Here is an 11,790-nt window from a genome sequence, read left to right as displayed (position 1 = left end):
GGCCGATGGTACTGCACTATCATGCGGGAGAGTAGGTAGCTGCCATACTTATTAAGAAAAGCCTTAGTATCTGTTTACTAAGGCTTTTTCTTTTTCCTCCTCACAGAAAAGCTGTTGACGGAGTATCACTTTCAATGACGTTGAAAGATTTACATACAATTTTTACAGTTCGTTAGAACTTCATCATATTATTTTCTGCTGCTGCAGAATAAAGATCTTATGGTGGTTTTGCCGAGGGTGTTCACCTCTTCCCATTCCGAACAGAGAAGTTAAGCCCCTCATGGCCGATGGTACTGCACTATCATGCGGGAGAGTAGGTAGCTGCCATACTTATTAAAAAGAAGCCTTAGTGTTTATACACTAAGGCTTCTTTGATTTTATCCGGATAAACAGCTGATGCGATAATCATCTACAGTAATGATCTACCTAAATAAAAAATCCGGGCTTTAACCCGGATTAAAAGCTAGTCTCTTTTTCTTTTCATATCATCATACCAATGGGCAATATTCACAGCAACCCCCATTGTGAAAGTAACTTGTTGAAAATATCGGTTCACATTATAATTGTTGGCACCATAATTATTGAAAGACTCATCATTTAGAGGCACAGAGAACTGTAGTTGCGATTGGAATTTTACATATTTATATCCCACCCTGACAGTGAATGCAGGTTCATAAAAAGCAATTGGTTTGTTGTTAATGCGGAGAAAATCGGTTTTACCATTTTCATCGTTTTCAAAAGCTTTTGTTCCAAATTGACTGTTATAAAAATTTACCATTGAAAAGCGGCTTGTGAAAATAGTTTCTACAACAGGATTTACAAATCCAATACTAGGCTGCACAAACACTTTACTGAAATGGTTTTTTAGCATATAGTCGTTAATGTTAGTCCCGTCATTCGCATCAGGACGATGGGTAAATGTTTTAAAACCTCCGCTACCGTAGCCCGCATAAACATCAAACACCATTTTCTTCCTGGAGCCAAAAGGTTTGAAATAGCCAACGGCGCCTTCAACCAATCCCCCCCGGGTACGGTTAGAAACCAGGATATCATTGTTGTCATTACTATTATCGTTAGCCGGATCCAGATAATTGAAGCCATACAGGTATTGTCCATTGGCCATAATGCCAATATTATCAGTAACAGCGAAGGCGGTCTGAAGGTTAGTAGGTGTTACACTACCTTTGAATTCGTATCGTTCTTTCAACAAAGGTGCATTCACCTGGTTCGGTACATAAATATGTTTGTTACATGAACTCATTGCAAAAGCAGCTGAGCATAACAAAACAGCATACAGACGTGGTTTCATAAAGTTGCAGGTTATGTTTCTACAGTTTATCGGTTGATTATTACTTTATATAGCGGTAGACTCGCGTTTTATTAATTCTACCGGAAAGATATAGTTTTTAGTCACTTTCACAGCTTCTTCCTGGTTGATTAGCTGAACAATTGTTTCTACTGCTTTCTGCCCCATATTATATCCGGATTGTTCAACAGTAGTAAGAGACGGGGAAATGATGCGTGAAGACAAATCATTGGAATAGCCCACCACTTTGATTTGCTGAGGAACGGCAATGTTTCTTTTTTTCGCTTCCCGGATAAAGGCAACAGCAGAACTATCATTTGCAGCAAACATACCATCCGGCATTTTATGCGCGTCGAATAGTTGTTGTGCTGCTACAGTACCGGAATCCATGGTTAAATCATGTACATATACCAGCTCCTCATCGAAAGGAATATTGTATTGCGCCAGCGCTTCCTTATAACCCGAAAGCCTTTGCTGGTAAAGATTACAGGTAAGTTGCCCGGAGAAATGCGCAATGCGTTTACAACCTTGTTTGATGAGGTGTTCGGTAGCAAGAAAGCCTCCTTTAAAGTCATCTCCGGTAATAGTATAACCCTGGAAATCGGTAGGTACACGATCATAGAATACCAGGGGGATATTGTTTTTAATGAATGGGTTGAAATGATCAAAATTGGTAGTGAACATAGAAGCTACTGCCAGCAAGCCATCTACGCGAAGTGAGTAGAAGGTATGTACCAGTTCTTTTTCCATGGCTACCGTTTCATCGGATTGACCAATAACGATGCTAAATCCATACTTATGAGCTTCATGCTGGATACCGCTGATAGCTGTGCTTTGAAAGTACATCGACGTACGGGGAACAATCAACCCAAGGATATTTGATCGTTTTTTCCGTAAACTGGACGCAATCCAGTTTGGAACATATCCCATTTCGGTAGCCGTTTGCTGTACTTTTTCCCGCGTTTCCATGTTAATCAGTGGATTGTTTTGCAATGCACGGGACACAGTAGATGCAGACAGGTTCAGCTTACTGGCTATATCGTAAATTGTTATTTTGTTAGTCCGATCTTTCACTTTTTGAGGCTTCGTGAGTAAATAATGTAGCGATATTAAGCTTTTTCCGGAAGAATTACCACGCTTTGGGGTATAGATTAACGAAAGCACCCTTTCCGTTTATAGCGGAAAGGGTGCAGTTATTTTCGTGTATACCAGGTAGTTACTTAGGGTCCAGCGCTTTACCGATACGGGCAATGAGGTCCTGTATATGGTTGCGGGTCATAGCATCACCACCGGCTGCTGCAGCACGCAGCTCTGTTCTGAGTGCAATTAACTGTGCGCGGCCAATACCAGCAGCATCTGATTTGGATGGATCTGCAGGGGCAGGGCCAAACATAGCCGCCATTGGATTTGGTGCAGGAGGGTTTACCAGCTCTGTCAGGTTATCCACATAAGCGCGCTGCAGGTTTCTGCGATATACATCTATTGACTGATGTGTATATATTTCTGAGAAGATGGATTTTTTCAGGTCGCTCAACAATTCACCAGGTGCATAGGCTTGTGCGCCTAATGCGGCTTCACTGCTGATCAGCTTTCTGAGGGTGTTGCTGCTCATTAATCTGTCCAGCACAGGTTCCTGGCGGGAGATGATCATAGAAACGGCATCACCACCAAAGCGGTTCAGCAGGTCCTGGTTGATCAGCCATTTAGGAGTAGTGAACAGTTGCTTGTTCAGGAACTGGATGGCTTCTTTCTGGGTGGCTTTTGACACATATTCATACACGACACCTTCCTGTTCTACTGTTTTAGGTGTTTCATAGATACCGCCTACGTTTTTAGCTACGTGCCCCATATAACGGCTAAACTGTCCGGCTACTTCTTTGTATAATTCAGACAGGTTACCATATCCTTCATTCTCCACCTTTGTCCAGGCGAGGAGGTTAGGCATGATATATTGCAGATTCTTAATACCGTAGGTACTTGCAATCATCGCATTGTCACCGAGATCTTCGTTTTGTGATCTTGGATCATCCGGATTACTTTCTGTGCCAAACCAGAATTTTTTATCCTTCAGTTTTTCTACGGTCCACTTGTTCAGGATCGGTGTTTCTGCTTCAGGGGATTTAGCCTGTGGCAGCAGCTTATAGCCCCATTGGATGGCCCATTTATCGTAGTAGTTAATACGGGGGTAGAGATCTGCGCCGCTGATGCCATCACCAGGTTGTGCTACGTAGTTGAAGCGTGCATAGTCCATGATAGAGGCAGCGTGTCCGTTTTGTTTTACCCATTCTTTATCACGGAGTTTTTCCACAGGATAAGCAGAGCTGGAGCCGAAGTTATGGCGCAGACCGAGGGTATGACCAACTTCGTGGGAAGATACGAAGCGGATCAGTTCTCCCATCAGTTCATCGCTGAATTGCATGTTGCGGGCGCGTGGATCGTTAGGGGAAGCCTGTACAAAATACCAGTTACGCAGTAAGCGCATTACGTTGTGGTACCAGTTGATATGGCTTTCGATGATTTCGCCGGAGCGTGGATCGTGGATATGCGGACCACTGGCGTTAGGCACATCGGAAGGTTTATAAACGATAGCAGAGAAGCGGGCATCTTCGATAGACCAGGTAGAATCTTCCTGTGGCGTAGGTGCCATTTTAGCGATGATAGCATTTTTAAATCCTGCTTCTTCGAATGCTTTTTGCCAATCGTTTACCCCGAGGATCAGGTATTTGCGCCATTTTTCCGGGGTAGCAGGATCGATGTAAAACACAATGGGTTTCACTGGTTCTACCAGTTCGCCGCGTTTGTATTTTTCCATGTCCTGTGGTTTTGGTTCCAGGCGCCAGCGGGTGATCATCTGGAGTTTTTTAACGCCTTGTGGATCTGCATCGAAATCAGTTACGCTGGTGGTGAAGTAGCCTACACGGGGATCGAAGTAGCGTGGCTGCATAGGAACGGCAGGCAGTAATACCATAGAGCTGTTCAGTTCCACGGTAGCATTACCACCTGGTGAAGGAGGCATGCCCGGGCCGGCAGAGCCACCACTTTTGCTATATGTTTTTACGGTTTTAATTTCTGTGTTCAGCGGATAAGATTTTACATCAGAGATGTAAGATTTATCGGGTTGAACGCCACCGAGTTTGAGTGCATTTTTTACCTGGCCGTCGAAGAACAGGATATCGTTGTCGCCGCTGATGAATTCGGTCATATCGATCACCGAGCCATCATTATTTTTAGAGAATGTTCTAATATCGAAAGCGGCTACAATTGGCTGCAGGTTAGAATTCCTTACAGAGGTAAACATCGGTTGAGTAGAGTCCTTGGATACTTCTGAGTAGGAGATATTTTTCAGGAAGATGCGATTGTTAGGACCTTTCTCAAACCGGATTACATTTTCGTTGATGATATCTCCGCTGAATCCCATCATCATGGCGCGGAGGCCTGCTGCGGATTTGGAAATTCTGTTTACTACGAGTACGTCTCTGCCGAGGAGTGTATCAGGGATTTCGAAGAAGAATCGGTCGTCCTGCTTGTAGATATTGAACAAGCCGGAGTCGGATTTTGCTTTATCGGTGATTACTTCTGCAAAAGGTTTAGGGCCAGGTTTAGGACCTGGTTTGATCATGGGTGGTTTTCCGGTTGAATCTTTAGCAGGTGCAGGAGTAGTTGGCGTAGCATTTTTGGAATGTTTTTTCCGTTGTGCTGAGGCGGGTTGTAAAACTGCGGTACCGAGGCAGAAGGCTCCTGCCATGGCTAGTATCAGTTTGTTGTGAAGTGGTTTGCTCATTACAGTTTTGATAAGTGGTTTTTGATTTACTTGTTATGTTTTTTTAAAAACCTTTGCAAGTAAGTATATTAAGTATTAACTTATCAGGAAAATCCATAAGCGCAGTAAAGACTGTAGGAATGGAAAAAAAGAAGTAAAATTGAAAAGTAAATGTTAAAACAGTAGTTGCGGGGGCAACTTTTTTTATGTAAGTATTTATTATTATAGCAGATAATAATTTTATATGGAGAAGGAGAGTAGTAGAAGATGATGCCCGCTGTGCTATTGAATTTGGGGAAGGGGAAAGTAAAAATATTCTATGTTCTGGTGCTAAATGCTATTAGCTTAGGCTGAAAGTGTTTACTGGCGCGGGAATAAATAAGTTATCAGAATTGTAAGATTTCTGTTGGAACATTTGAATTTTTTCTTAAATTGTGCGTCCAACTTTGAAAAAAATCAAACTATTTCAAGAATTGGGACAGTAACAATCGGTTGTGAAAACTGCAATATTGGTTTATTCGCTTATGTAAGTGTTTGCTCTAAAAAAATGAGTGGTCTAAAAGCCCTGTGGTGGGGCTTTTGCGTGTGAAAGTTAATTTTTGTGGGTTTTTTTGAGCTGCACTTGTTTTTTTGGACCAACCTTATAACTTTGCGAATCACTGATAAAAAACAGTAAATTGAGTGCGGAAGGGCATTCCACAATAATGGGGTATCGTAATCGTAATTAGTAACTTCTAACAAACAATAGTTTAATTTTTAACACTAAAATTTCAATCAACATGGCTGAGACTAAAACAACTGTGACTGCAGCTACAGCTAAGGCTTCTTCTCATCAACCTAAAAAGTCATCCAACCTGTTCGCGGCGTTGGCTGTGCCTATCTGTTTAGTGATAGGATTTCTGTTTTACTTTTTTGTATTAGGTAACCCAGCCAACTTCGTGGGTAACAATCCAGAAAGTCACCCAGTTGATTCTGGTATTGGTAAATGGTTTGGTACAGTTTACAAAGGTGGTCTGATCGTACCTATCCTGATTTCTGTGTTACTGGTTTGTCTGACTTTCGTAATTGAGCGTTTCCTTTACCTGTCTAAAGCGAAAGGTAAATTCAGCGGTTCTGAGCTGGTACGTAAAGTGCAATATCACCTGGCTAACCGCAATATAGATGCAGCACTGGCAGAGTGTGACAAACAGAAAGGTTCTGTAGGTAACGTTCTGAAAGCTGGTCTGAAAAAGTACAAAGAAATGGTTACTAATACTGAGCTGGATACAGAGCAGAAGATTCTGACCATTAAAAATGAAATTGAAGAAACAACTGCACTGGAACTGCCAATGATGGAAAAGAACCTGGTGTTCTTATCTACTATTGCTTCCGTAGCTACCCTGTTAGGTCTGTTCGGTACAGTATTGGGTATGATCCGTGCGTTCGCAGCGATGTCTTCCGGTGGTGCACCAGACTCTGCACAGCTGGCAGGTGGTATCTCTGAAGCGTTGATCAACACTGCACTCGGTATCGGTACTTCCGCTGTAGCGATCATCATGTACAACTACTTTACTACCAACATCGATAGCATCACTTACGCTATTGACGAATCTGGCTTTACTTTAACACAGAGCTTTGCTGCTAATCACAAATAATCTGAGATTATTTTGTGGAAAGTAAGCGGTTTTGAATCTATTTAAAGTAAACCATAAAACAGAGTAAAGATGCCTAAAGTTAAAATGCCAAGGAAAAGCACCAACATTGACATGACAGCAATGTGTGATGTGGCTTTCCTGCTATTAACTTTCTTTATGCTGGCAACGAAGTTCAAACCGGATGAACCGGTAACAGTAGTTACCCCATCCTCTATCAACACCACCCTTTTGCCTGATTCTGATGTGTTATTGTTCACAGTAGATAAGGATGGTAGAGTGTTTTTCAGCATGGATGGCCAGCCTAAAAGAAGGAAACTGATAGAAGATCTGAATACGCAGTATAAATTGGGTCTGGATGAGAAAGAAATTAAAAACTTTGTCACCGGAGCCAGCGTAGGAGCACCTATCAAAGATCTGAAAGCTTACCTGGCCCTCAGCGAGGAACAGCGTAAAACTTCCGGTCTGGATAAAGGAATCCCTACAGATTCTGCCAGTGGAGAATTAGGAGCGTGGATTGAATATGGTAACGCAGCCCAGGGTACAAACCTCAATAAAGTGAAGTATTGTATTAAGGCGGATAACCAAACTCCTTATCCTAAGATCAAAGAAATCCTGGATACTTTCAAAAGAAAGAAAATTCAGAAGCTGAACCTGGTAACTAACCTGGAAGAAGCACCGAAAGGTACTGCTGCCTGGGAAGAACAACAGGCCGGAGCTAAACATAAGTAAACGACAGCAATTGCTTCCTGACCTGGAAGGCTGTTGATTTAAGTAACTAAAAAAATTGGCTACTATGGCAGAAATGGATACCAGTAGTAGTGGTGGGAAAGGGAAGAAACACGGTGGGACGAAATCCAAGAAACAGTCTACCCGTGTAGATATGACGCCCATGGTGGATTTAGGTTTTCTGTTGATTACCTTCTTCATGCTTACCACTACCATGTCCAAGCCCAAAACAATGGACTTGATCATGCCAAAAGATACCGAGAATGAGAAAGATCAGAACAAAGTAAAAGAAAGTACTGCTCTTACCATTTTACTCGGAAAAGATAATCGAGTTTACTATTACGAAGGTTTGGCGCAAGACCCTAATGCTTCTGCTAATCCTGAATTCTTCAAAGCAACAACTTTTGCTAATACCGGAGGAATCAGAGATGAGATCATCAAGAAGCGGGATGAAGTTGCCAAACTGCGGAATGCAAAAGGTGAACCAGAAGACGTTGTAGTGATTATAAAGGCTGATGATCAGGCCAATTATAAGAACTTCGTTGATATCCTCGACGAAATGGCGATCAATAGAATTCAGCGTTACGCAACTGTAGACATCAGCGACCAGGATAAAAAATGGATCCAGTCTACCGAAGCAGCTAACGGTGTAGCTTCTCCAACGCCAGCTAAATAGTTTTGTGGAATAATTATTTTTTTGCATCCATAATAAAACAACAACAATGGATTCTGCTAAAGTCTTAAAGTCCGATTTTCTTGATATCCTGTTTGACGGCAGGAATAAGGAATATGGGGCGTACGATTTGCGGAGACAGTATAATAAGCGTGTGCGGAATGCCATTTTGGGAACCGCGTCATTGTTTGTAATATTCTTTGCAACGTACATGATATCACAGTGGGTAAAAGCTTCTGAAGGAGATAACGCGAAGAAGCCGGTGATACAGGAAATTAAGATGGAGGATGTGAAGTTACCGGATGATCCGAAAACACCACCTCCGCCTCCACCACCGCCTGCGCCACCGCCACCGGTAAAACCGTCAGTACAATTTACTCCTCCGGTTATTAAGAAAGATAACGAAGTACCACCGGATGAGGAACCTCCAAAGCATGAGGACATCAAGGACAAAGCCATCAGTACTAAAACTGTGGAAGGTGATCCAAACGGTATCGATCCGGGATTGCTGGAAGATAGCAAAGGTACCGGTGTAGTAACCGCTCCGGCTGCTCCTGCCAAAGAGGAAATCTTCACCTTCGTAGAACAACCTCCAACCTTCCCAGGTGGTGAGGAAGCACTGGCGAAGTACCTGAGCAAAAACATCCGTTACCCTCGCGTTGCGCAGGAAAATGGTATCTCCGGTACAGTATTCGTTCAGTTCGTAGTAGACTCTGAAGGAAACATTAAAGACGTTAAAACAGTAGGTGCCGCAAAAGGTGGTGGCCTGGAAGAAGAAGCTGTTCGCGTGGTGAAAACCATGCCTAAATGGAAAGCAGGTAAGCAAAATGGCCGCCAGGTTTCTGTACAGTTCAACCTCCCTATCCGCTTTACTTTGCAGGAGTAGTACTGTCTCAACATAATTTGCAAAAAGTCCCGTTTCAACATCGTTGGAACGGGACTTTTGCTTTATAGCCCCCATTTATCGTAAATTTGTGCCCTTTGGGAATAATCATAAACTAACAGGTATGCTGGGTAAACTAACCGGATTTGACGATACTATTGTGGCAGTGGCTACTGCACCAGGCCTGGGCGCCATTGCAGTAATAAGGTTGAGCGGCCCCGGTACCTATGCTATCTGTAACAGCTTATTCCCCGCCAAAGACCTGACCCAGCAAGCCAGCCATACCCTCCATTTCGGCAGCATCGTTTCAGACGGACGGATTATAGATGAAGTAGTCATCAGCTTGTATAAAGGCCCACGGTCTTATACCGGTGAAGATGTGATCGAGATATCCTGTCATGGATCTCCCTATATCCAACAACAAATTATTGACGCCACCATAAAAGCAGGTGCACGACTGGCCAAGCCAGGAGAGTTCACCCAGCGGGCATTCCTTAACGGGAAACTGGATCTCACACAGGCAGAATCTGTAGCCGACCTCATCGCCAGCAACTCTGCCGCCTCCCATCAAACTGCTATGCAACAAATGCGCGGTGGCTTCTCCAGGGAATTACATGCCCTCCGTGAGCAATTAATCACCTTTTCCGCCCTTATTGAGCTCGAGTTGGACTTCAGCCAGGAAGATGTTGAGTTCGCCGATCGTACGGGCTTATATAGCCTTGTTTCGAATGCTACCGGTACCCTGCAGCACCTGATCGATTCCTTCCGCATGGGCAATGTGATCAAAAACGGGGTGAATACCGCTATTGTTGGAAAACCCAACGCCGGCAAATCTACCCTGCTCAACACCCTCCTCAATGAAAACCGCGCCATCGTCAGCGATATCGCCGGCACTACCCGCGATACCATCGAAGAAGTCCTTAATATCGACGGTATCCTTTTCCGCCTCATTGATACCGCAGGTATCCGCGAAAGCCTGGACACCATCGAAAGTATCGGCGTGCAAAAAACGATGGAGAAGATCAAAGAGGCCGGTGTAGTAGTTTACCTGTTTGATGTGAATGGACTAACTACTACGGATATACGTCATCAGATCGATACTTTCGAAGCTGATAACATCAACTATCTTCTTGTAGGAAATAAAACAGATATCACCGGCGAAGCCGCCATCCGCACTAAGTTTGCTGACATCCCCGGAATTCTCTTTATCTCTGCAAAAAATCATGCACACATCCAGGAACTGAAAGATGCCCTGGTACATAAAGTGATTGCAGGAGACGTAAACACAGAAGATACTATCGTTACCAATGCCAGACATTATGCAGCGTTGAAAGAAGTCCTGAAGTCCTTACAGGATGTAAAGGACGGTATGGATAATGGATTGCCGGGAGACTTACTGGCACTGGATATCCGGCTTTGTTTGCATTACCTGGGAGAGATAACAGGAGAGGTGACGAATGAGGATAGGCTGGATTATATTTTTAGTAAGTTTTGTATCGGGAAATAGAAAGCCTCTTTATTTCACCTCTTCAATTGGTACCTGATTGGATGAGTGGCGTATTAAAACAGCATAGTCAAGGAAATTTGTAGTGTTCTTTCCACTGATATTTTTTCTATTACCTTTTTTCAGGAAAAGTTCTATTTCTACCAGGTCTGTGCCTTTGTTGTAAGGAGAGTGCTCATGATTAAGTTTAAATAAAGTGATATCTGACAACGTTGCTTTCTTAAGTTTCCTGATACCTTTAAAGTGCTCTTTCCAATAATCACCGATTCCGTAACCTTTTCTGGTTGTATAACTCCTGTAATTGCCTTGTTTATCATATATTTTGTTCCACAACACTTTGCTACCGGCCAGGTATCCGATGATTGTAATCACCCTGTTCCGTTTATAAATATTTTGTTCGATCAACCGGGTAAAAAACGAAGGATAATTGCCGTCCCGATCTTTTTCAATATGAAAAAATCCGTATTTGACAAATTGCTTTTTAGTCGCAAGCTGATAAATATCTTTTAGAGAAGTATAATTATCGAGGATGATTTTTTCTCTGTCTCTTCTTTCGTTGAAATTATAGGCAATATTTTTCAGAACATGATGAAAGCTAAAAGTATCTTTAATTTGATTGGTGTATAGGGATTTGTTGGACTCGTAATCTTTTATGAACCTTTGTAACAAAGTAGACAATTTTTTATTACCTATACTGAAATCGATATCTTTCTCTATGATGGCGGATTTTAGCTCATCTTTAAGTTGCCAGCCCTGAATATTTTCGGTGAGGTAAAGGATATGTTTAATTGGAAATTTGTATTCGTTTACAATATCTAAACCAATTACTTTTATTGGATTGTCTTTGAACGATTGGTTCAGTTGTCTCAGTTTTTTCCAGTGTTCAAACGTTTCAATAGTCCCTTCCTGGGCTACAATTGTTTGAAAGAGTGACACCAGCTCTTTCAGAAGATTTTCATCTCCTGTTTCCAGGTATTGTTGAAAGAAAAAAGCCTGACTGAAATTGGTTTCTGGAATGTAGTAGTCCAGCGCATCCTGTTTCTTCAAACTTTGGATAATGGAGAATTCCGCTTCATAGGTTTTAGCACTCCCATGATATGCACCAAAGCCGAGTATATTAAAGTCTGTTTGTGGGAATGTGAAATCCGGTTGCGTTATATCAAAGCGATTTTTGTTTAGGTATTCTTGTTTGTTTTGAGCCCCAATATTTAAAGAGGTCAATAGCAGTAAGATTGCAAATATTTTGTTCATAATGTTAGATTTAAAATCATGCTACACAATGCTTAGGCAGTAATCAGGACCGT

General features: G+C 42.5%; 9 protein-coding genes and 1 rRNA gene. 6 read left to right on the top strand and 4 right to left on the bottom strand.

Features of this window, described 5'->3' with window-relative positions; all coding sequences use genetic code 11:
* Nucleotides 1-218 precede the first annotated feature (218 nt).
* Nucleotides 219-330, top strand: a 5S ribosomal RNA gene (rrf, locus tag J7623_RS05770).
* Nucleotides 331-463: 133 nt separating this feature from the next.
* On the opposite strand, the gene J7623_RS05765 is transcribed toward rrf, so the two are convergent.
* The 3 genes from J7623_RS05765 to J7623_RS05755 all read right to left on the bottom strand — a co-directional run bounded on the left by J7623_RS05765 (nt 464) and on the right by J7623_RS05755 (nt 5,087).
* Nucleotides 464-1,309: a hypothetical protein gene (locus J7623_RS05765; RefSeq protein ID WP_291918320.1), complete on the bottom strand. Its 846-nt coding sequence runs from the start codon at nt 1,307-1,309 to the stop codon at nt 464-466.
* Between the two features lie 45 nt (nt 1,310-1,354).
* The gene (locus J7623_RS05760) at nt 1,355-2,380 is read right to left on the bottom strand and encodes a LacI family DNA-binding transcriptional regulator (RefSeq protein ID WP_291918317.1); all 1,026 of its coding nucleotides are present in this window, start codon (nt 2,378-2,380) and stop codon (nt 1,355-1,357) included.
* A gap of 142 nt (nt 2,381-2,522) precedes the next feature.
* Entirely contained in the window at nt 2,523-5,087 is a 2,565-nt protein-coding gene (locus J7623_RS05755; RefSeq protein WP_291918314.1) for a zinc-dependent metalloprotease, read from the bottom strand.
* Between the two features lie 758 nt (nt 5,088-5,845).
* On the opposite strand from J7623_RS05755, the gene J7623_RS05750 reads away from it, so the two are divergent.
* From J7623_RS05750 to mnmE, 5 genes are all read left to right on the top strand, one after another.
* Nucleotides 5,846-6,700 carry a MotA/TolQ/ExbB proton channel family protein gene (locus J7623_RS05750; protein WP_291918311.1) on the top strand — a complete coding sequence of 285 codons (855 nt, stop codon included), beginning with the start codon at nt 5,846-5,848 and terminating at the stop codon, nt 6,698-6,700.
* 69 nt (nt 6,701-6,769) lie between these two features.
* Nucleotides 6,770-7,429 (top strand): biopolymer transporter ExbD, encoded by a 660-nt coding sequence (locus tag J7623_RS05745; protein WP_291918308.1) that lies wholly within the window; start codon nt 6,770-6,772, stop codon nt 7,427-7,429.
* Between the two features lie 64 nt (nt 7,430-7,493).
* Nucleotides 7,494-8,102: a biopolymer transporter ExbD gene (locus J7623_RS05740; protein WP_291918305.1), complete on the top strand. Its 609-nt coding sequence runs from the start codon at nt 7,494-7,496 to the stop codon at nt 8,100-8,102.
* 208 nt (nt 8,103-8,310) lie between these two features.
* On the top strand, nt 8,311-8,985 hold the full coding sequence (locus J7623_RS05735) for an energy transducer TonB (protein ID WP_291918300.1): 675 nt from the start codon (nt 8,311-8,313) through the stop codon (nt 8,983-8,985).
* 121 nt (nt 8,986-9,106) lie between these two features.
* Complete coding sequence (gene mnmE / locus J7623_RS05730; protein ID WP_291918298.1) at nt 9,107-10,489, top strand: tRNA uridine-5-carboxymethylaminomethyl(34) synthesis GTPase MnmE; 1,383 nt, start codon at nt 9,107-9,109, stop codon at nt 10,487-10,489.
* A gap of 9 nt (nt 10,490-10,498) precedes the next feature.
* On the opposite strand, the gene J7623_RS05725 is transcribed toward mnmE, so the two are convergent.
* On the bottom strand, nt 10,499-11,737 hold the full coding sequence (locus J7623_RS05725; RefSeq protein ID WP_291918295.1) for a hypothetical protein: 1,239 nt from the start codon (nt 11,735-11,737) through the stop codon (nt 10,499-10,501).
* Nucleotides 11,738-11,790 lie beyond the last annotated feature (53 nt).

This window comes from Chitinophaga sp., from assembly GCF_017745275.1.
GTDB lineage: Bacteria > Bacteroidota > Bacteroidia > Chitinophagales > Chitinophagaceae > Chitinophaga.
This window is presented reverse-complemented; position numbering and strand designations above follow the sequence as displayed.

Excerpts from the sequence above, each read along its gene's own strand:
- J7623_RS05765 (WP_291918320.1), bottom strand. The coding sequence starts at position 1,309 with ATGAAACCACGTCTGTATGCTGTTTTGTTATGCTCAGCTGCTTTTGCA.
- J7623_RS05755 (WP_291918314.1), bottom strand. The coding sequence starts at position 5,087 with ATGAGCAAACCACTTCACAACAAACTGATACTAGCCATGGCAGGAGCC.
- J7623_RS05750 (WP_291918311.1), top strand. The coding sequence starts at position 5,846 with ATGGCTGAGACTAAAACAACTGTGACTGCAGCTACAGCTAAGGCTTCT.
- J7623_RS05745 (WP_291918308.1), top strand. The coding sequence starts at position 6,770 with ATGCCTAAAGTTAAAATGCCAAGGAAAAGCACCAACATTGACATGACA.
- J7623_RS05740 (WP_291918305.1), top strand. The coding sequence starts at position 7,494 with ATGGCAGAAATGGATACCAGTAGTAGTGGTGGGAAAGGGAAGAAACAC.
- J7623_RS05735 (WP_291918300.1), top strand. The coding sequence starts at position 8,311 with ATGATATCACAGTGGGTAAAAGCTTCTGAAGGAGATAACGCGAAGAAG.
- mnmE (WP_291918298.1), top strand. The coding sequence starts at position 9,107 with ATGCTGGGTAAACTAACCGGATTTGACGATACTATTGTGGCAGTGGCT.
- J7623_RS05725 (WP_291918295.1), bottom strand. The coding sequence starts at position 11,737 with ATGAACAAAATATTTGCAATCTTACTGCTATTGACCTCTTTAAATATT.